At 72.2% G+C, this 18,125-nt stretch carries 19 protein-coding genes and 1 tRNA gene; 9 read left to right on the top strand and 11 right to left on the bottom strand.

Going from position 1 to position 18,125, the window contains the following annotated elements; translation table 11 throughout:
* Window positions 1-134 precede the first annotated feature (134 nt).
* The 3 genes from ACFWEJ_RS06360 to ACFWEJ_RS06350 form a co-directional block, all read right to left on the bottom strand.
* Window positions 135-211 (bottom strand) — tRNA-Pro (locus ACFWEJ_RS06360).
* 132 nt (window positions 212-343) lie between these two features.
* Entirely contained in the window at window positions 344-811 is a 468-nt protein-coding gene (locus ACFWEJ_RS06355) for a RidA family protein (RefSeq protein ID WP_285108037.1), read from the bottom strand.
* Window positions 808-975, bottom strand: coding sequence for a DUF4177 domain-containing protein (locus ACFWEJ_RS06350; protein WP_020017885.1), 168 nt, complete (start codon window positions 973-975; stop codon window positions 808-810). Before ACFWEJ_RS06350 ends, ACFWEJ_RS06355 begins: the two co-directional genes overlap by 4 nt.
* A gap of 109 nt (window positions 976-1,084) precedes the next feature.
* Between ACFWEJ_RS06350 and ACFWEJ_RS06345 the strand changes: the two genes are divergently transcribed.
* Together ACFWEJ_RS06345 and ACFWEJ_RS06340 are read left to right on the top strand one after the other, a co-directional pair.
* A complete protein-coding gene (locus tag ACFWEJ_RS06345) occupies window positions 1,085-3,496 on the top strand; it encodes a transglycosylase domain-containing protein (protein WP_377228350.1) in 2,412 nt (803 codons plus the stop codon).
* 5 nt (window positions 3,497-3,501) lie between these two features.
* Window positions 3,502-4,440 carry a metallophosphoesterase gene (locus tag ACFWEJ_RS06340; RefSeq protein ID WP_377228349.1) on the top strand — a complete coding sequence of 313 codons (939 nt, stop codon included), beginning with the start codon at window positions 3,502-3,504 and terminating at the stop codon, window positions 4,438-4,440.
* Between the two features lie 28 nt (window positions 4,441-4,468).
* On the opposite strand, the gene ACFWEJ_RS06335 is transcribed toward ACFWEJ_RS06340, so the two are convergent.
* The 4 genes from ACFWEJ_RS06335 to ACFWEJ_RS06320 all read right to left on the bottom strand — a co-directional run bounded on the left by ACFWEJ_RS06335 (window position 4,469) and on the right by ACFWEJ_RS06320 (window position 8,984).
* Window positions 4,469-5,146: a Crp/Fnr family transcriptional regulator gene (locus tag ACFWEJ_RS06335; RefSeq protein WP_026366137.1), complete on the bottom strand. Its 678-nt coding sequence runs from the start codon at window positions 5,144-5,146 to the stop codon at window positions 4,469-4,471.
* A 240-nt stretch (window positions 5,147-5,386) separates the two neighbouring features.
* On the bottom strand, window positions 5,387-6,502 hold the full coding sequence (locus tag ACFWEJ_RS06330) for a bifunctional 2-methylcitrate synthase/citrate synthase (RefSeq protein WP_377228348.1): 1,116 nt from the start codon (window positions 6,500-6,502) through the stop codon (window positions 5,387-5,389).
* Between the two features lie 44 nt (window positions 6,503-6,546).
* On the bottom strand, window positions 6,547-7,452 hold the full coding sequence (prpB, locus tag ACFWEJ_RS06325) for a methylisocitrate lyase (RefSeq protein WP_377228347.1): 906 nt from the start codon (window positions 7,450-7,452) through the stop codon (window positions 6,547-6,549).
* On the bottom strand, window positions 7,452-8,984 hold the full coding sequence (locus ACFWEJ_RS06320; protein WP_377228346.1) for an MmgE/PrpD family protein: 1,533 nt from the start codon (window positions 8,982-8,984) through the stop codon (window positions 7,452-7,454). Before ACFWEJ_RS06320 ends, prpB begins: the two co-directional genes overlap by 1 nt.
* Window positions 8,985-9,201: 217 nt before the next feature.
* Between ACFWEJ_RS06320 and nth the strand changes: the two genes are divergently transcribed.
* Window positions 9,202-9,969 (top strand): endonuclease III, encoded by a 768-nt coding sequence (gene nth / locus ACFWEJ_RS06315; protein ID WP_377228345.1) that lies wholly within the window; start codon window positions 9,202-9,204, stop codon window positions 9,967-9,969.
* Here the strand turns inward: nth and ACFWEJ_RS06310 are convergent, their stop codons facing one another.
* Together ACFWEJ_RS06310 and ACFWEJ_RS06305 are read right to left on the bottom strand one after the other, a co-directional pair.
* Window positions 9,970-10,917 carry an alpha/beta fold hydrolase gene (locus ACFWEJ_RS06310; protein WP_377228344.1) on the bottom strand — a complete coding sequence of 316 codons (948 nt, stop codon included), beginning with the start codon at window positions 10,915-10,917 and terminating at the stop codon, window positions 9,970-9,972.
* 53 nt (window positions 10,918-10,970) lie between these two features.
* Window positions 10,971-11,765, bottom strand: coding sequence for a winged-helix domain-containing protein (locus tag ACFWEJ_RS06305; RefSeq protein WP_377228343.1), 795 nt, complete (start codon window positions 11,763-11,765; stop codon window positions 10,971-10,973).
* 298 nt (window positions 11,766-12,063) lie between these two features.
* Here ACFWEJ_RS06305 and ACFWEJ_RS06300 point away from each other — a divergent pair, with 298 nt between their 5' ends.
* The gene (locus ACFWEJ_RS06300) at window positions 12,064-12,804 is read left to right on the top strand and encodes a hypothetical protein (RefSeq protein ID WP_377228342.1); all 741 of its coding nucleotides are present in this window, start codon (window positions 12,064-12,066) and stop codon (window positions 12,802-12,804) included.
* 23 nt (window positions 12,805-12,827) lie between these two features.
* Here ACFWEJ_RS06300 and ACFWEJ_RS06295 read toward each other — a convergent pair whose 3' ends face one another.
* Window positions 12,828-13,487 carry a YceI family protein gene (locus ACFWEJ_RS06295; RefSeq protein WP_377228341.1) on the bottom strand — a complete coding sequence of 220 codons (660 nt, stop codon included), beginning with the start codon at window positions 13,485-13,487 and terminating at the stop codon, window positions 12,828-12,830.
* Between the two features lie 232 nt (window positions 13,488-13,719).
* On the opposite strand from ACFWEJ_RS06295, the gene ACFWEJ_RS06290 reads away from it, so the two are divergent.
* Together ACFWEJ_RS06290 and ACFWEJ_RS06285 are read left to right on the top strand one after the other, a co-directional pair.
* Complete coding sequence (locus ACFWEJ_RS06290) at window positions 13,720-14,169, top strand: TlpA family protein disulfide reductase (RefSeq protein WP_377228340.1); 450 nt, start codon at window positions 13,720-13,722, stop codon at window positions 14,167-14,169.
* Window positions 14,166-14,606: a DUF4395 domain-containing protein gene (locus ACFWEJ_RS06285; RefSeq protein ID WP_377228339.1), complete on the top strand. Its 441-nt coding sequence runs from the start codon at window positions 14,166-14,168 to the stop codon at window positions 14,604-14,606. Before ACFWEJ_RS06290 ends, ACFWEJ_RS06285 begins: the two co-directional genes overlap by 4 nt.
* A 14-nt stretch (window positions 14,607-14,620) precedes the next feature.
* On the opposite strand, the gene ACFWEJ_RS06280 is transcribed toward ACFWEJ_RS06285, so the two are convergent.
* The gene (locus ACFWEJ_RS06280; RefSeq protein ID WP_377228338.1) at window positions 14,621-14,980 is read right to left on the bottom strand and encodes a DsrE family protein; all 360 of its coding nucleotides are present in this window, start codon (window positions 14,978-14,980) and stop codon (window positions 14,621-14,623) included.
* 150 nt (window positions 14,981-15,130) lie between these two features.
* Between ACFWEJ_RS06280 and ACFWEJ_RS06275 the strand changes: the two genes are divergently transcribed.
* The 3 genes from ACFWEJ_RS06275 to ACFWEJ_RS06265 are packed head-to-tail and all read left to right on the top strand — an operon-like array spanning window position 15,131 to window position 18,106.
* The gene (locus ACFWEJ_RS06275) at window positions 15,131-15,751 is read left to right on the top strand and encodes an FABP family protein (RefSeq protein ID WP_377228337.1); all 621 of its coding nucleotides are present in this window, start codon (window positions 15,131-15,133) and stop codon (window positions 15,749-15,751) included.
* Between the two features lie 54 nt (window positions 15,752-15,805).
* Window positions 15,806-16,957 (top strand): YgfZ/GcvT domain-containing protein, encoded by a 1,152-nt coding sequence (locus ACFWEJ_RS06270; RefSeq protein WP_377228336.1) that lies wholly within the window; start codon window positions 15,806-15,808, stop codon window positions 16,955-16,957.
* Between the two features lie 33 nt (window positions 16,958-16,990).
* Entirely contained in the window at window positions 16,991-18,106 is a 1,116-nt protein-coding gene (locus ACFWEJ_RS06265) for an aromatic acid exporter family protein (RefSeq protein ID WP_377228335.1), read from the top strand.
* Window positions 18,107-18,125: the final 19 nt, after the last annotated feature.

Here is an 18,125-nt window from a genome sequence, read left to right as displayed (position 1 = left end):
GTCATCGGGCCCGAAATCGCACTGGATGCGGGCCCGATGACTGGGTAGAAGCGCACTTGCCCGGCGCAACCGCGCCGGCGCAACGAGAAAGGCCCCCCGACTCAGCATTTCTGCTGGCCGGAGGGCCTCTCACATGGTCGGGGTGACAGGATTTGAACCTGCGACCTCTTCGTCCCGAACGAAGCGCGCTACCAAGCTGCGCCACACCCCGATGGAGTCGACCGCGCATCAGGCACGAAGCCCTTCCGCGGAAGCCTGCTCAGAATAGCCGACGCATGGCCCGGAACGGAAACCGAATCCGTAGTGGCTCCGGTCACGCCCGTTCCGGGCCGCTGCGAGAGCGTTACGCGAGCTCGACCACGAGCTCCACCTCGACCGGCGAGTCCAGCGGGAGGACTGCCACGCCGACGGCGGAACGGGCGTGCAGGCCGGCGTCGCCGAAGATCTCGCCGAGCACGTTCGAGGCCCCGTTGATCACGCCGGGCTGGCCGGTGAAGGACGGGTCGCTCGCGACGAAGCCGACCACCTTGACGATCCGGGAGATCGAGTCGAGCGAGCCCGTGACCGACCGGACGGCGGCCAGCGCGTTGAGCGCGCAGGTGCGGGCGTAGCGGGCGGCGTCCTCGGGGGAGACCAGGCCCTCGCCCTCGCCGACCTTGCCGGTGGCCTGGAGCGCACCCTCGGCGAACGGCAGCTGGCCGGACGTGTAGACGTAGCGGCCGGTCTGCACGGCCGGCACGTAGGCCGCGACCGGGGCCGCCACCTCGGGGAGCTTGATGCCCAGCTCGGCGAGACGCTGCTCGTGGCTCATGCGTCACCGCCCGTGGGGCGCTTCAGGTAGGCGACGAGACCGGTGCCGTCGGGTCCGGGGACCACCTGCACGAGCTCCCAGCCGTCCGAGCCCCATTGGTCGAGGATCGCCTTGGTGTTGTGAATGAGGAGGGGGATCGTCGCGTACTCCCACTTCGTTGCCATGCCGACGATGCTAGCCCGCGATCGGCGACGGCGATTCCCCACGAGACCTGCACACCGGCCGGGTCGGTTTTCGGCGCGCCCTGTCAGTGACACCCCGTAACCTGGGCGCATGGCCATGGCGAACCCTCGCGAGCCGCGCCGGATCACTCGGACCATACCCGCGGCTCAGCTCATCGGACTTCTTCTCGCATTCGTGCTCACCGCCGGCGCAGGCGGTGTGATCGCGGCGGGGCTGGTGATCCCGCTGGCGTCCGGCATGGACACCGCGGTCGACACCGGCGTCGAGGTGTTCGAGGAGGTGCCCGCCGAGCTGGTTCCCGGGCCCCTGTCGGAGCAGTCGCAGATCTACGCGAGCGACGGCAAGACGAAGCTGGCCACGTTCTACGCGCAGAACCGCATCGTGGTGCCGCTCGACAAGGTGTCGGCCAACATGAGGAACGCCGTCATCGCGATCGAGGACGAGCGCTTCTACACCCACGGCGGCGTCGACCCCGAGGGCATCTCCCGCGCCGCGGTGCAGAACTTCGGCGGCGGCGACACCCAGGGCGCGTCGACGCTGACGCAGCAGTACGTGAAGAACGTGCTGATCGAGGAGGCGGACCGCGCCGGCGACACCTTCGGCGTGCTGGAGGCCCGCGAGGACTCGCTCACCCGCAAGCTCCGTGAGGCGAAGCTCGCGATCGCGCTCGAGAAGGAGATGTCGAAGGACGACATCCTCCAGGGCTACCTCAACATCGCGCAGTTCGGCACGAGCGTGTACGGCGTCGAGACGGCCTCGCAGCACTACTTCGACAAGTCCGCCAAGGACCTCTCGATCGTCGAGGCGGCCACGATCGCCGGTATCACCAAGGCGCCGAGCCAGTTCGACCCGGTCGCCAACCCCGAGGACGCGTCGGTGCGCCGCAACCTCGTGATCGGCAAGATGTGGCAGCTCGGCTACATCTCCACCGCCGAGCGCGACGAGGCGATGGCGACCAAGCTGGAGGACACGCTTCACGTGCAGCCCATCGACGTCGGCTGCGACTCGGCGGGCGGCGCGGCGTTCTTCTGCGACTACGTGATCAAGGAGATCATGGCCAACCCCGAGTTCGGGGAGACCAGGGACGACCGGTACGACCTCCTGTACCGCGGCGGCCTGCGGATCGTCACCACGCTGGACCTCAAGATGCAGGCCGCGGCCTGGAAGACGATCAACGACTCGGTCCCGGCCGACAACGCCTACGACCTCGAGGCGGCCGTCACGTCGGTCGAGCCGGGCACGGGGCAGATCAAGGCCATGGCGCAGAACGTGCCGTACGACGCGCGGGCCGAACCCGCAGCTCGCACGACGGCGCAGAACTACTCGGCCGACTACAACCACGGCAACTCGCGCGGTTTCCAGGTGGGCTCAAACTTCAAGCCGTTCGTGCTGGCGGAGTGGCTGCGCAGCGGCCGCACGCTCCACGACCGCGTCAGCGCCAACGCCTTCTCCGCCTACGAGACGTCGTTCCAGGCCAACGGCTGCGTGCACGCCTTCACGCACCAGCCCTGGAACGTGTCCAACGTCGACGGCGCCGCCAGCGGCACGGTGAGCGTGCTCCAGGGCACCTTCCAGTCGCTGAACACGGTCTACGCCCGGATGTCGCAGCAGCTCGACCTGTGCAACGTGCAGAAGACGGCGTGGGACGCCGGCTTCCGGCCGATGACGTCGGGCCTGACCCGCGACGGCACCGGTACCTTCCGGACCATCGACAACCCCCAGCAGGCGGACATCGACGTGCTGGCGTCGATGACGCTCGGTACGCAGGCCTCGACGCCGATCAACCAGGCGTCGGCCTTCGCGACGTTCGCCTCGGGCGGCATCTACTGCAACCCGGTCGCGATCCTGGAGGTCAAGGACCACGACGGCAAGGACGTCCCGGTCCCGTCGGCCGACTGCAAGCAGACGCTCGAGCCCGAGGTCGCCAACACGGTGGCCTACGCCATGACCAAGGTCTTCCAGACCAGCCCGTTCGGCACGGCCTGGGGCATCGCCCCGGGCCTCGCGGACGGTCGTCCGGTGGCGGGCAAGACCGGTACGACCAACGACGCGATGCAGAGCTGGTTCACCGGCTACACCCCCGAGCTCTCCACCTCGGTCTGGGTGGGCGAGGCCAGCGGCAACGTGCCGCACATGAACGTCTACCTCCCGTCGATGTCCTGGTACGGCGCCTCGGCCAAGGCCGGCCCGATGTACGGCGGCACCATCGCCGCGCCGACGTGGCGCCGGTACATGGACCAGGCGGTGGCCGACCTGCCCAAGACGGCCTTCCCCGCCGCCGACCCCGCGCTCGTCGGCAAGGCTCCGGCCCCGCCGAAGACGGAGGAGAGCAACGACGGCGACGAGGGCTCGGACAAGGGCGGCGACGGTGACACCGGCGACGGTGACACCGGTGGCGGCAACGGTGGCGACACCGGTGCCGGTGGCGACAACGGCGGCGGCGCAGGCCCCGGTGGCGGCGGACCCGGCGGTGGCGGCCCCGGCCCGGGCGGAGACGACTGATCCGCATGGGGACGCTGGGTAACGTCGGCAAGGCCCTCGGGATCGTCGGAGGCATCGCCGTCGCGGGTATCGCCTACGCGCACGTGGAGACCAAGCTCTTCCGCGTGCGCCGGGTGACCGTGCCGGTGCTGCCCCCGGGGCAGCGGCCCGTCCGGATCCTGCAGGTCGCCGACCTGCACCTGACGCCGAACCAGCGCACCAAGCAGGCGTGGGTCCGGTCGCTGGCCGCGCTCGAGCCCGACCTGGTGATCAACACGGGTGACAACTTCGGCCACCAGCAGTCGCTGGCCCCGCTGCTCGACGTCCTGGGTCAGCTCATGGACGTGCCCGGCGCGTTCGTCATGGGGTCGAACGACTACTACGCGCCGTCGTTCAAGAACCCCGCCCGGTACATGCTGCCCGACGCCCGCATCGAGGGCGGCGAGAAGATTCCGCTGCCCACCGAGTCGCTCCGGAAGGCGTTCACCGACGCCGGCTGGGTGGACCTGGACAACCGGCGCGGGCTCGTGGAGCTGCGCGACGGGCGCACCATCGGGCTGGTCGGCATGGACGACCCGCACCTCGACCTCGACGTCATGCCGGAGCCGGGCCGCGCGCCCGGTGAGGAGGACGCGGTGCTGCGCCTCGGCGTCGTGCACGCCCCGTACCAGCGGGTGCTGAACCAGCTCAAGGACGACGGCGTGGACGCGATCATCGCGGGTCACACGCACGGCGGGCAGCTCTGCCTGCCGTACTACGGCGCCCTGGTGACCAACTGCGACCTGGACCGCGGCCGGGCGTCCGGCCTGCACGGCTGGCCCGGTCCGCGCCCCGACCGCGAGGGCGGCGAGGACTCGGCGTGGCTGCACGTGTCGGCGGGCGCCGGCACGTCGCCGTACGCCCAGGTGCGCTTCGCGTGCCGCCCGGAGGCGACGCTGATGACGCTGACGGCGGCGCCGAGGTAGAACCAGCGGTTCTACCCCGGCGGACGGGTCAGCGGGCCCGGCGCTCCAGGCGGTCGAGGTCCAGCAGCACGACGGCGCGGCCCTCGCGGCGCACCCAGCCGCGGGTCGCGAAGTCGGCCAGGGCCTTGTTCACGGTCTCGCGCGAGGCGCCGACGAGCTGTGCCAGCTCCTCCTGCGTGAGGTCGTGCGCGACGCGGATGCCGTCGTCGTTGGGCTCGCCGAAGCGGGTCGAGAGGTCCAGCAGCGCCTTGGCGACGCGGCCGGGGACGTCGGAGAACACGAGGTCGGCGAGCGTCTCGTTGGTGCGACGGAGCCGGCGCGCGAGGGCACCCAGGAGCTGGGTCGCGACTCCCGGGTGGTCCGCGATCCACTTCACGAGCGAGTCGTGACGCAGCTCGTAGACCACGGAGTCCGAGACGGACGAGGCGGACGCCGTGCGGGGGCCCGGGTCGAACAGGGACAGCTCACCGAACATCTCGCCCGGGCCCAGGATCGACAGCAGGTTCTCGCGGCCGTCGCTCGACCGGCGGCCCAGCTTGATCTTGCCCTGCGCGATGACGTAGAGCCGGTCGCCCGGTTCGCCCTCGCGGAAGAGCACGTCACCCCGGACCAGCTCCACGGGCACCATGGACTCGAAGAGCGCGTGCGTCTCCTCGCCTTCCATGTCCGCGAAGAGGGGGGCAGAGAGTACGACTTCGTCGTCCACCAGTGGTGTCCTCACGTGTCGGGGACTTTCGTCCATCAGTCTTTTCCACCTCTCAGTCTGCCTCAATGTCACGAGATTGCCGGGTCATCGGTGTCTCTCGTGGCGTCCGCGTGGCGTGCAGCCCGACGCGATCGTCCGCCTCATGCGGGATGTCGGCTTTGCCCAGCACGAAGTAGGACGCCCGTCCATAAATCCTAGGGGTGTCACCTGGGAGTTCGGAACGGGCGTCCTGGGAACTTGTCAGGGCACCTCGCGCTGCTCCGGCCCCACGTACTCGCACACGGGCCGGATGAGCGAGTTGGCGGCCCGCTGCTCCATGACGTGCGCCGTCCAGCCGGTGATCCGGGAGGCCACGAACAGCGGCGTGAAGATGTTCGTGTCGAACCCGATCAGGTGGTACGCCGGCCCGGCGGGGTAGTCCAGGTTCGGCTTGATGTTCTTGCGGCTGACCATGGCGTTCTCGAGGGTGTCGTACAGGTCGATCACCTCGGTGTCGCCGTAGTGCGCGGCGAGGTCGCCGAGCACGGCGCGCATGGTCGGCACGCGCGAGTCGCCGTTCTTGTAGACCCGGTGACCGAACCCCATGATCTTCTTCTTCTGCGCCAGCGCGTCCTCGAGCCAGGCCTCGGCCCGGTCGGCCGAGCCGATCTCCTCGAACGTGGCCTGCACGGCCTCGTTCGCGCCGCCGTGCAGCGGGCCCTTGAGGGCGCCGATGGCGCCCGTGACGGCCGAGTGCAGGTCGGCGAGCGTCGAGGTGATGACGCGCGCGGTGAACGTGGACGCGTTGAACGAGTGCTCGGCGTACAGCACCATCGAGGCCTCGAACGCCTGCACGACGGCGGGCTCGGCCTCCTCCCCGAAGGTCATCCACAGGAAGTTGGCGGAGTAGCCGAGGTCCTCGCGCGGGTGCACGATCTCCTGGCCCCGACGGCGGCGCTGGTCCAGCGCGACGACGGCGGGCAGAACCGCCCACAGCCGCAGCGCCTTGGCGAGCTCCGCCTCGACCGACGAATCCTCGGCCTGCGGGTCGTGCGCGCCCAGGATCGACACCGCGGTGCGGCACACGTCCATCGGGTGGCAGTCGGTGGGCAGCTCCAGGATCGCGTCCCGGATGTTGTCCGGCAGCTCGCGGTGCACGCGCTCGACCGCCGTCTGCTCGGTGAGCTGCGCGGGCGTGGGGAGCTCGCCGTGCCACAGCAGGTAGGCGACCTCCTCGAAGGACTTCTTCGCCGCCAGCTCCTGCACCGGGTAGCCCCGGTACAGCAGCGAGTTCGTGTCGGGGTTGACCTTCGAGATCGCCGATGTGTCGGCGACGACTCCGGCCAGACCCTTGCGGATCTCCGTGGTCTCGGTCATGCGCACTCCTTCGTGTCGAGACTAAGTCAGGGTTTGTTTCGAGATCAGGGCTCGTAGGTGAAGACGTTCGAGTCGAAGTGGTTGTAGGCCGCGTAGTCGGTCAGCTCGTAGAGCCGCGCGCGGGTCTGCATCTGCGGCACCAGGTCCGCCTGCGTGCCCGACGCCGAGATCTGGTCCAGCGCCCGTTCGGCGGCGCCCATCGCGATGCGCAGCAGGGTGACGGGGTAGATGACGAGCTGCGCCCCGGCGTCGTGCAGCTGCTTCGCCGTGAAGAGCTCGGACTTGCCGAACTCCGTCATGTTCGCCAGCACCGGCACGTCGAGGGCCGAGGCGACGGCCTCGAACTCGGCGAGGTCCTTCATGGCCTCGGGGAAGATCGCGTCCGCCCCGGCGTCGGCCAGGGCCTTGGCGCGGTCGATCGCGAGCCTCAGCCCGCGCTCGCCCGGTTCGGTGCCGCGCACGTCGGTGCGCGCCATGATGAGGAAGTCGGGGTCGCGGCGGCCGTCGGCGGCGGCCCGGATGCGCCGGACGGCGTCGCCGAGCCCGACCACCTCCTTGCCGTCGAGGTGGCCGCAGCGCTTGGGGTTGACCTGGTCCTCGATGTGGATGCCGGCCACGCCGGCGTCCTCCATGGTCTGGACCGTGCGGGCCACGTTCATCGGCTCGCCGAACCCGGTGTCGGCGTCGGCGAGCACGGGCAGGTCGGTGACCCGGGCGATCTGCCCGGCCCGGCCGGCCACCTCGGTGAGCGTGGTGAGGCCGATGTCGGGCAGGCCGAGGTCGGCCGACAGGACGGCGCCCGAGACGTAGACGCCGTCGAACCCCTTGTCCTGGATCAGCTTGGCGCTCAGCGGGTTGAACGCGCCCGGGAGCCGCAGGATCTCCGGCCCGGCGAGGGCCTCGCGGAAGGCCCGGCGCTTGGCCGCGGGGGTGAGGTGCGAGTAGAGCATCAGGCGCGCCCCAGCTCGAACAGGCCGGTCGGGGCCGGGACGGCGTCCAGGACGCCCGGGGCGGCGACGATCGTGAGCTCACGGACCTCGGCGGGGGTGAGCTCGGGCAGGCGCTCGGCCAGGTCGAGGAACCGGTCGATCTCGGCGTCCGACAGGATGCCCGCGGCCAGCGTGCGGAACTTGGCCACGTAGTTCGCGCGGGCGAACGGGCGGGCGCCCAGGGGGTGGGCGTCGGCGACGGCGATCTCGCGCGTGACCACCTCGCCCGAGGTGAGCGTGATCTCGACGCGGCCGCCGAACGCCTTCTCGGCGGGGTCGGTCGAGTGGTAGCGGCGCGTCCACTCCGGGTCCTCGGCGGTGATGACCTTGCGCCACAGCTCGACCGTGTCGGGCCGCTGGGCGCGCTCGGGGGCGTAGGAGTCCACGTGGTGCCAGCCGCCGTCCTGCAGCGCGACCGTGAAGATGTACGGGACCGAGTGGTCGAGCGTCTCGCGCGACGCCGTCGGGTCGTACTTCTGCGGGTCGTTCGCGCCGGAGCCGATGACGTAGTGCGTGTGGTGGCTGGTGTGCAGCACGATCGAGGCGACGTTCGCGGGGTCCCGCAGCTCGGGGCGCTCGTTGCCCAGCGCGCGGGCCATGTCGATGATCGCCTGCGCCTGGTACTCCGCGGAGTGCTCCTTGGTGTACGTGTCGAGGATGCCGGTCCGCGCCTCGCCGGGCTCGGGGAGCACCACGTCGTAGGCGGCGCCCGGCCCGTCCAGGAGCCACGCGACGACGCCGTCCTCGCCCTCGTAGATGGGCTCGGGGGAGGTCTGGCCGCGCATGGTGCGGTCCACGGCCTCGATCGCGAGTTTGCCCGCGAAGGCCGGCGCGTGCGCCTTCCAGGTGGAGATCTGGCCCTTGCGGCTCTGCCGCGTGGCGGTGGTGGTGTGCAGGGCCTGGCCGATCGCCTGGAACACCGTCTCGGTGTCCAGCCCCAGCAGCGTGCCGATGCCGGCCGCCGCCGACGGGCCGAGGTGCGCCACGTGGTCGATCTTGTGCTTGTGCAGGCTGATCGAGCGGACCAGGTCCACCTGGATCTCGTAGCCGGTCACGATGCCGCGCACCAGGTCCCGGCCCGAGCGGCCGGCGTGCTGCGCCACGGCCAGGATCGGCGGGATGTTGTCGCCCGGGTGCGAGTACTCGGCGGCGAGGAACGTGTCGTGGAAGTCGAGCTCGCGGACGGCGACGCCGTTGGCCCACGCGGCCCACTCGGGGCTGCTGGTTGCCTCGGGGGCCAGGCCGAAGACCGTGGACCCCGGGGTGTAGGGGTGCGCCTGCGCCTGCGAGCGGGCGGCGACGGCGGGGCCACGCGTCAGGCTGGCCGCCGCGACCGAGGCGTTGTCGATCACGCGGTTGATCACCATGTCGGTGACCTCGGCCGTCGGCTCGACAGTGTCGGTGGCGAGCTCCGCGAGCTTCCAGGCGAGCTGGTCGGTGCGCTTGAGCGGCTCGGCGGACGGGTAGACGCGTAGGTGGTGCGTGTACGGCATGGTGACTCTTCCTCGATTCACGTGGACCGTCGTGGGGTCCGGGGCGCTGCCCGGACCGTAGGGCGGGCATCGGGTCGCGACCGCTCGGCTGGTGGACGGCGGGTGCGCCCTTGACCTTCTCATACTCCGCGTCCTAGGTACACGAGCCAACCCCGCGCCAGGTTCCCGATCGCGGCGATCCTGGGTCGATGTCGGTGGCGGTCGCTACTGTGGCGACGTGACCGTCAGCGAGCACGAGCCCGAACGCCAGCCCGAGGACGCGCCGGAGAGCAGGCTGGCGCTCGTGCGCCGGGCGCGGCGCATCAACCGAGTGCTCGCGGAGACCTACCCGGACGCCCGGGCCGAGCTGGACTTCCGGACGCCGCTGGAGCTGCTGGTCGCGACCGTGCTCAGCGCGCAGACCACCGACGTCCGCGTCAACCAGACCACGCCCGAGCTGTTCGTCATGTACCCGGACGCGCAGGCCTACGCGGAGGCGAACCCGGCGGAGCTGGAGGAGATCCTGCGCCCGCTCGGGTTCTTCCGGGCCAAGGCCAAGGCCGTGATGGGCCTGGGCAAGGCGCTCGTCGAGCGGTTCGACGGCGAGGTCCCGGGGCGGCTGAAGGACCTGGTGACGCTGCCCGGCGTCGGGCGCAAGACGGCGAACGTCGTGCTCGGCAACGCGTTCGGCGTGCCGGGCATCACCGTGGACACGCACTTCGGGCGGGTCTCGCGTCGGCTGGGCCTGACCACCGAGGAGGACCCGGTCAAGGTGGAGGCCGAGGTGGGTGAGCTCTTCCCGAAGAAGGACTGGACCATGCTCAGCCACCACCTCGTGTGGCACGGCCGGCGCGTCTGCCTCGCGCGCACCCCGGCCTGCGGGGCATGCAGCATCTCGCACCTGTGCCCGTCGTACGGCGCGGGCGAGACCGACCCCGACAAGGCGGAGAAGCTGGTGCGTCCCGCGCCGGAGCGTTCGCCGCTCGCGGGCCTGCCGCTGAAGTAGTCAGGCCACCCGGGCGAGCCAGCCCAGCAGGATCTCGTTCACCCGGTCCGGCGCCTCCTCGGGGAGGAAGTGGCCGGCCCCGGGCAGCAGCTCGTAGCGCAGGTCGGACGCGAGCGCGATGGCGTCCACGTCGGCACGCTCGTGCCGCAGGAACCCGTCCCGGGCGCCCTGGAGCTGGAGCGCGGGCACGTCCAGCGGACGGCGCAGCGCGGCGCCGAACCGGCGCCCGTCCATCCGGGGCGTCGAGCGGACCACCCAGCGCAGCGCCTCCGCGGCCGAGTGGGCGGCGAACGGGATGCGCATGACCGCCCGGTACCGGTCCACGACGTCGTCAGGCAGCGGGGCGGCCGCGCCCAGGTCGAGGGTGCGCCGCACCAGGTCACCCTGGATCATGGCGCGCTCCGGCAGCGTGGGGACCTGGAGGTACGCCAGCTCGCGCAGCGCGGCGGGCGTGAACGCGGCGGTGCTGCGCAGCCGCACCCGGGCCGGGTGCGGGCTGGCCAGGACGGCGACGGCCGACGTCGTGCCGGGGTGGAGCGCCGCGACCGCCCACGCGAGCGTGCCGCCCGTACCGTGGCCCACGATCACCGCGTTCTCCCGCCCGAGGGAGCGCACCACGCCGGCGACGTCCGCCGTCCGCGCCGTCAGCCCGTAGCCCGACGGCGGCTTGTCCGAGCCGCCCACACCACGCACGTCCATCGCGGCGACGCGGTAGCCGGCGTCCGCCAGGGCGGGAATCTGCGCCCGCCAGGACCACCAGAACTGGGGGTAGCCGTGCAGCAGGAGCACCAGGGGCGCGGAGCGGCTCTCCGGACCCGCGGTCGCCACGTGGAAGCGGGAACCGCCCGAGGAGACGAACTCGTGCCGCCACGGCCCTTCGACGAGGGCGCACGTGTAGTCGCTGGTGGCTGCCGAGCGGACGGCCGGTCTGGCCGAGAGTGCGGTCACAGGTACGAACCTACGCGCTCGGTGCCCGGTCTGCGCGGCACCTCGCGCCCTGCTCAGTGGCCGGTCTGCGCCACGCGCTTCCCGGCGGAGCCGCCGTTCTGGTCGTCGGCCGGCTTCGTGTCGGACGACGGGGCGGTGGTCGGCTCCGACGCCGGCGCTTCCTCTACGGGACGCTCCTTGGGCGGGTCGAACCGGTAGCCGACGTTGCGCACCGTGCCGATGAGCTGCTCGTGCTCGGGGCCCAGCTTGGCGCGCAGGCGCCGCACGTGGACGTCGACGGTGCGCGTGCCCCCGTAGTAGTCGTAGCCCCAGACCTCCTGCAGCAGCTGGGCCCGCGTGAACACGCGGCCCGGGTGCTGCACCAGGTACTTGAGGAGCTCGAACTCCTTGTAGGTCAGGTCGATCGGGCGGCCGCGGAGCCGGGCGGTGTACCCGCCGGCGTCGATCGCGAGCTCGCCGGCGGAGATCTCCTGCTGCGACTCCTCGGCCGGGCCGCGCGCGGAGCGCTCGACCACCAGGCGCAGCCGGGCCTCGACCTCGGCGGGCGAGGCGGACTCCAGCAGGAGGTCATCGGCGCCCCACTCGTGGGTCACGACCGTGAGGCCGCCCTCGGTGAGGATCAGCACGAGCGGCACCGTCAGGCCGGTGGCGTGCAGCAGGCGGCACGTGGTGCGGGCCGCGACGAGGTCGCGGCGGGCATCCAGCAGCACGACGTCCGCGTCAGGCGCGTCGACCAGCGCGGAGGGCTCCATCGGGAGCACCCGCACCCGATGGGACAGCAGTCCCAGTGCGGGCAGTACCTCGGCCGACCCGCCGGTGGCGGGCGTGAGGATCAACAGCTCTGCCATTGACGCACCTCCTCTCGGAACCGGCGTCCTGCTACCGTCCCTGGCTCGGGTCTCGCTCAAGCGAGACGTCCCGTCGCGTCCAACTGGCTCTGCGGAAGTCTGCCCTGTTGCTTGTTGCGTGCATGTTACACGCCCTTTTCCTGGACACCACCATGCTGGTCAGGACCCGTGACGTTCGCATGACGCGGGTGTTGCTCGTCTCGTTCAGGCCCGCCAGAAGGCCCGGGAACTGGCCCGAACGGCGGCGCCCCGGGCGGCGATTGAGGCAACTCGGTAAGTCTCTGGAAAACTCTGAGCCGTGTCCGTCTCCACCCGCGCCGTGACGACCGCCGCGCTCGCGGCCCTCGTCGCCGCCGCGTCCTACGTCCAGCCCCGGCCCCTGCCCCTCGTGGGCGCGGCCGTGGTCCTGGCGGTCCTCGTCGCGCTGGGCTGGCCGTCGCTGCTGCGCCTGCCCGCCTCGGGGAGCACCCGGGTGGTCGTCGCGCTCTGCGGCGTCGGAGGAGCGGCCGCGACCTACCTCACCCAGGGCGAGCCCGTGCTGCGGCACCTGCCGATGGTGCTCGCGGGCGCGGTGGTGCTCGCCTTCATCGCGCAGATGCTGCGCCGCGACGGGCGCCCCCAGCTCACGGAGTCCGTGTCGGGCACCGTGGCCGGCGTCGTCGCGGCGATCGCCGCCTCGGGCTGGATCGCCGCCGCCCGGTCCGACGCCGGGGCCGCCCTCGTCGTCACGAGCGCGGTGGCGCTCGCGGTGGCCGCCGCCGTCGCGGCGCTGCCGGTGCGCGGCTGGGTGGCGCTCGGGATCTCCGCCGTCGCCGCCGTGGTGGTGGGCGGCGCCGCCGGGACGCTGCTGCCGAACATCGACACCGTGAGCGGGCTGTGGTGCGGTCTGGTCGCGGGTGTCGTCGTCGGGGCGCTGCACCTGCTGCTGGAGCGGCTGCCCGCCCGCGGCGCGCGGCTGGCCGGGCTCTCGGCGAGCGCGCTGCCCGTCGCGGTGTGCGGCATCTTCGTGTTCGTCGTGGGCCGGATGGTCATCCTCTGAGGTGACCCCCGGCCGGGCCGCGGTCAGGACTGGCGGATCATCTCGCCGGCGATCTCGATGCGGATCTTCTTGGCCACCAGCACGCCGCCCGCCTCGAGTGCGACGTTCCAGAGCAGGCCCCACTCCTCGCGCTCGATCTCGCAGCTCCCGTGGAAGCCGAAGATGTCCTGGCCGTAGGGGTCGTGCCCCACACCGCCGAACTCGCACTCCAGGGTGACCGGGCGCGTCACGCCGCGCACGGTGAGCAGGCCGTCCATGACGAACTTGGTGAACGAGCCGTCCGCCTGCATCGGGTCGTGCGGCCGCCGGCCGGCGGTGCCCGCCTTGAGCCGGGCCCACGAGAAGATCGGGTCCACCTGGGTGCGCATCCGGAACCCGGTGCTGCGGAACTCGATGGTCGGGTGGTTCTCGACGTCCAGGAAGTCCGCGCTGCGCAGGTGGGTGTCGCGCTCGCCCACGTGCGTGTCGACGGACGCCGCCTGGATGGTGCACGTGACCTGCGAGGCGAGCGGGTCCTCGCCGACGGTGACCGTGGCCTCGCCCTCGGCGAACTCACCACGGACGGGGCTGACCATCATGTGCATGGCGAGGAAGCCGAGCCGCTTGTGATTCTGGTCGATCTGGTACACCCCGGCCGCCGGGATGGTCAGACCATTCCACGTACGAGTTGGCAAAACTTCCATCCTAGACAATTCTCCTATATATGCGGATGCATGCACGCTACCACCGGGGGGTCGCCGGATCGGGTGGCGTTTCGGCACGAGAAATACTGCTCCGACGGGTTGTGCAGACCAGGGAATCATGTGGGCGGGCACCCGAGAAGGTCAGGGCCCCGCACTGTGACCGGCCTCATGGCGGATCCATATCGCGGACGAGGACTTGTCTGGACGAGCGAGGCACGGCAGGGTGGGGCGAATGTTGGGACAGGTGATCGCGCTCGTCGTCCTGGTGCTCGGTACTGCCGCGCTCGGTGTGTGGTGGTCGGCACGTCAGGGCGCCGTCCGCGCGCCCCGCGAGACGCCCGTGGGCATCGACTGGGCCTCCTCCGGGATCGCGCTCGCCGACCGGGTGACCTTCGTCCAGTTCTCGGCCGAGGTGTGTGCCGCGTGCCGGTCCACGTCCCGGGTCCTGGGCGGTCTGACCGGGACGAGCGCCGGCGTCGAGCACCGCGAGGTGCTGGTGGACGACCACCTCGACCTGGTCCGCACCCTCGGCGTGCTGCGCACGCCCACGGTGCTCGTGGTCGACGGCGGCGGCCGCGAGGTGGCCCGGATGAGCGGCGTGGTGTCCGACACTCAGGCGCGACAGGCGCTGAGCCGGGTTCCGGCGGCAGCGCTGGAGACAGAGGGGGAGGCGCACTCATGAACGCGAGCAAGGGGATCGACCCGCGGGGGCCGCGCGTCGGGGCGAGCATCACCGCGGTGCTGCTGGCCGCCGTCGTGCTGCTGGGCGCGAGCACCGCCGGGCTGTGGCTGCTGACGTTCATCATGCTGAGCTTCGTGCTCGGCACGGTGCGCGGCGCCGAGGGCTCGTGGCAGGGCCTGCTCTACAAGCGGTTCGTGCGACCGCGGCTGAGCCCGCCCACGGAGATGGAGGACCGCCGTCCGCCGCGCTTCGCGCAGGGCGTGGGCCTCTTCGTCACCGGCGTCGGCGTGATCCTCGGCTTCTTCGGGGTGCTCCCGGCCGTGCCGATCGCGGCCGCGGCGGCGTTCGTCGCGGCGGCGCTCAACGCCGTCGTCGGGCTGTGCCTCGGGTGCGAGCTGTACCTGCTGCTGCGCCGGTCGGGCCTGGTCCGCGCCTGACGGTCGAGCGCCGCCTAGTAGACGAGCGCCTGGGCGTCGTCCCGCAGGATCTCCTCGGTGAACAGCGCCGAGCCCGCGATCCGGATGCCGGGCAGCACGTCCGCCTCGGTGATGTCCCGGCGCGCGGCGCACTGCGTGCACACCGTGACGGTGCCGGCGCCCAGGATCACCTCGATGAGCTGGGGCAGGGGCGTCGCGTGCTCCAGCTCCAGCTCGGCCGCGCGGCCGGGCAGGGCGAGCCACGCCGACTCGCCGGTGAGCCAGAGGCTCACCTCAGCGCCGGACGCGACGGCCGCCGCGGCGACGGTGAAGGCCTGGTTGGTGGCCTCGGGACGGTCCAGGCCTGAGGTGGTCTTGATCACGAGCGGGCGCATGGGCCGACTGTAGGCCGTGGACGTTAGGATCGGCACCATGTCGATCCACGCCCTTGAGCTCATCTTCACCGGCCTCATCGTGGCGGTCGCAGTCGCGGTCGCCTGGTTCGCCGGCTACGTCGTCTACAAGCTGTACACCGGCCAGCGCTGATGACGTTCACCTTTCCCGACGGGCTCTCGCCCGAGGTGTACCCGCTGGCCTGGCTGGTCGGCCGCTGGCGCGGCGAGGGTGTGATCGACTACCCCGGCATCGGCAAGAAGACCTTCGTGCAGGACCTGGTCTTCGACCACGACGGCGGCCCGTACCTGCGGTTCGAGTCCACGCTGCGGGTGCTCGAGAGCGTCGTCCCCGACAAGCTGCCCGACGACGGCGAGTGGCCGGCACCGGTGCCGGACCCGACCGAGTCGGACCCGGCGGAGCAGGCAGCGCCGGAGGCCGAGGTCGGCGAGGCCGGCACCGTCTGGTCCACCGAGACCGGCTACTGGCGGGTCTCCTCGGACCGCCCCGACGGCCTCGAGGAGAACAAGCACGCGCTCGAGGTGCTCGTGGCCGACGCCTCGGGGCGCATCACCGTCTACATCGGCGCCGTGGGCAACGGGCGGATCGACCTGGCCTCCGACGCGATCGCGCGCACGTCTACGGCGTCCGAGGTGCGGGCGTCGAAGCGGCTGTACGGCCTGGTCCAGGGCCGCCTGCTGTGGGTGGAGGAGCTCGCCGCGTTCGGCGAGCCGCTGCGCTCGTACGCCTCGGCCGAGCTGGACCGGCAGTAACCCGACGCGGACGGGAATGCCCCGCCCGCCCACGACGCTGCACCTGAGGTGAGCATGGATTACGAGAGCCCCCTGCTGAGCCGGCGCGGCGCGGTCGCCGCCGCCGGGCCCGACGCCGGGGTCGCCTGGCACTACGGCGACCCGACGGCCGAGCAGCGCGCGCTGTCGCGCGGCGGGGCGGTGGTCGACCAGTCGCACCTCGGGATCGTCCGCGTCGCGGGCCCCGACCGGCTGAGCTGGCTGCACTCGATCACGTCCCAGCAGCTCGCGGACCTGGCCCCCCGGACCAGCACGGAGCTGCTCGTCCTGTCGCCGCAGGGCCACATCGAGCACGTCGCGGGCGTGGTGGACGACGGCGAGGCCACCTGGCTGATCACCGAGCGTGAGTCGGCGCCCGCCCTGGCCGGCTGGCTCGACCGCATGAAGTTCACGCTGCGCGTCGAGATCACGGACGCCACCGACGAGTGGGCGGCGATCGGCGAGCCCGTGGCCGCCGAGGGCGCGGAGGGCGAGCCGGTGACCTGGCACGACGCCTGGCCGCACGTCGTCGGCGGCGGTACGCGCTACGGGCCGCCCGAGGGTGAGCACCCCGGCGCTATGCGCCCCTGGCGGCTCGTGCTGGTGCCGCGCGCCGACCTGGAGTCCGAGGTCGCGGCCCGCGAGGCCGCCGGCTGGCCGCTCGCCGGCACCTGGGCCACCGAGGCCCTGCGCGTCGAGGCCTGGCGCCCGCGCCAGGCGCGCGAGGTCGACGAGCGCACCATCCCGCACGAGCTCGACCTGCTGCGCACCGCCGTGCACATCAACAAGGGCTGCTACCGCGGCCAGGAGACCGTGGCGCGCGTGCACAACCTCGGCCGGCCCCCGCGCCGGCTCGTGATGCTGCACCTCGACGGCTCGCAGCACCTGCTCCCGGAGGCCGGCGCGGAGGTGCGCCTCCCGTCGTCGGACGGCGCGCCCGGCAAGGTCGTGGGCACGCTGACGTCGATGGCGCGCCACCACGAGCTGGGCCCCATCGGCCTGGCGGTGCTCAAGCGGAACGTCCCGGAGGACACCGAGCTCATGGTGTCCGGCGACGTCTCGGGGCAGGCCATCGAGGTGTCGGCGGCGCAGGAGATCATCGTGCCGGGTGACGGCGTGTCGGTGGACCGGCCCGAGTCCCACGGCCCCCTGACCCGCGGCCTGCGCGGCCCGGCCAGCCTCATCTGACACGTCCGTGAGGCCGGGTGGCAGGATGCCACCGTGACCTCACTGCCCGGCCCGGCCGACGAGATGTGGCGCAAGGCCATGCGCACGCTCATGCTGCGCACCCGGCTGCGGCAGGGCTGGACCCGCGCGCGGGCGAGCCTGATCCCGATCGCCCAGGCGTCGCTCGCCGCGGGTGTCGCGTACCTGATCGCGCGGTACGTGCTGGGGCACGAGCAGCCGTTCTTCGCGCCGGTCGCGGCGTGGGTGCTGCTCGGGTTCACCGCGCAGCGGGACGTGCGCCGGGTCTCCGAGATGGCCGTGGGCGTGGCGGTCGGCGTCGCGATGGGCGACCTGATCGTGCACCTGATCGGCTCGGGCTGGTGGCAGCTCAGCCTGGTGCTGTTCATCTCGGCCGTCGCCGCGCGGTTCATCGACCGGGGCGCGCTCCTGGTCACGCAGGCCGGCGTCCAGGCGATCATCGTGGTGGGTCTGCCCCAGGTCTCCGGCGGGCCGCTCGGCCGGTGGACCGACGCCCTGGTCGGCGGCGCCGTCGCGCTCACGGTCGCGCTGCTCACGCCCGGCGACACCCGGCGCCGTCCGAGGGCGCTCGCCGAGCAGGCCGTGACCGAGCTCGCCGAGACCCTGGAGACGCTCGCCCGCGGGCTGCGCTCGGACGACGTGGACGACGTCCGGGCGGCCCTCGTGCGCGGCCGGGCCTCGGAGCCGGTGCTCGCCGAGTGGCAGGAGGCCGCGCGTGACGCGCGCGAGCTGGCGCGGATCTCCGTGGGGCGGATCCACCGCGGCGAGCTCGCCCGGCTGGAGGACCAGGCCGTGCTCGTCGACCGCACGATGCGGTCGGTGCGGGTGCTGGCCCGCCGCGTGCTCCCGGTGGTCGAGGGGGAGCACGACGTGCGACCGGTCGCCGGGCTGGTCGAGGGCTTCGCGTCGGGCGTGCGGCTCCTCGCCTCCGACGTCGGCTCCGGGGGCGACGCAACGCGGGCGCGCGAGGTGCTGGCCACCGTGGCCGCCCAGGTGGACCCGCGGACCGTGGGCGAGGGCGACTGGCAGGTGCAGTCCCTGGTGATGCTGCTGCGGTCGCCCCTGGTCGACACGCTGGAGGCCACGGGCGCGACGCCGGGCGAGGCGCGCGCGGCGCTCCCCGAGCTGTAGCCGCCTGTCCACCGGCTGT

The organism is Promicromonospora sp. NPDC060204 (genome assembly GCF_042728455.1).
Taxonomy (GTDB): domain Bacteria; phylum Actinomycetota; class Actinomycetes; order Actinomycetales; family Cellulomonadaceae; genus Promicromonospora.
This window is presented reverse-complemented; position numbering and strand designations above follow the sequence as displayed.

Excerpts from the sequence above, each read along its gene's own strand:
- ACFWEJ_RS06355 (WP_285108037.1), bottom strand. The coding sequence starts at position 811 with ATGAGCCACGAGCAGCGTCTCGCCGAGCTGGGCATCAAGCTCCCCGAG.
- ACFWEJ_RS06350 (WP_020017885.1), bottom strand. The coding sequence starts at position 975 with ATGGCAACGAAGTGGGAGTACGCGACGATCCCCCTCCTCATTCACAAC.
- ACFWEJ_RS06345 (WP_377228350.1), top strand. The coding sequence starts at position 1,085 with ATGGCCATGGCGAACCCTCGCGAGCCGCGCCGGATCACTCGGACCATA.
- ACFWEJ_RS06340 (WP_377228349.1), top strand. The coding sequence starts at position 3,502 with ATGGGGACGCTGGGTAACGTCGGCAAGGCCCTCGGGATCGTCGGAGGC.
- ACFWEJ_RS06330 (WP_377228348.1), bottom strand. The coding sequence starts at position 6,502 with ATGACCGAGACCACGGAGATCCGCAAGGGTCTGGCCGGAGTCGTCGCC.
- prpB (WP_377228347.1), bottom strand. The coding sequence starts at position 7,452 with ATGCTCTACTCGCACCTCACCCCCGCGGCCAAGCGCCGGGCCTTCCGC.
- ACFWEJ_RS06320 (WP_377228346.1), bottom strand. The coding sequence starts at position 8,984 with ATGCCGTACACGCACCACCTACGCGTCTACCCGTCCGCCGAGCCGCTC.
- ACFWEJ_RS06305 (WP_377228343.1), bottom strand. The coding sequence starts at position 11,765 with ATGGCAGAGCTGTTGATCCTCACGCCCGCCACCGGCGGGTCGGCCGAG.
- ACFWEJ_RS06295 (WP_377228341.1), bottom strand. The coding sequence starts at position 13,487 with ATGGAAGTTTTGCCAACTCGTACGTGGAATGGTCTGACCATCCCGGCG.
- ACFWEJ_RS06290 (WP_377228340.1), top strand. The coding sequence starts at position 13,720 with ATGTTGGGACAGGTGATCGCGCTCGTCGTCCTGGTGCTCGGTACTGCC.
- ACFWEJ_RS06285 (WP_377228339.1), top strand. The coding sequence starts at position 14,166 with ATGAACGCGAGCAAGGGGATCGACCCGCGGGGGCCGCGCGTCGGGGCG.
- ACFWEJ_RS06280 (WP_377228338.1), bottom strand. The coding sequence starts at position 14,980 with ATGCGCCCGCTCGTGATCAAGACCACCTCAGGCCTGGACCGTCCCGAG.
- ACFWEJ_RS06275 (WP_377228337.1), top strand. The coding sequence starts at position 15,131 with ATGACGTTCACCTTTCCCGACGGGCTCTCGCCCGAGGTGTACCCGCTG.
- ACFWEJ_RS06270 (WP_377228336.1), top strand. The coding sequence starts at position 15,806 with ATGGATTACGAGAGCCCCCTGCTGAGCCGGCGCGGCGCGGTCGCCGCC.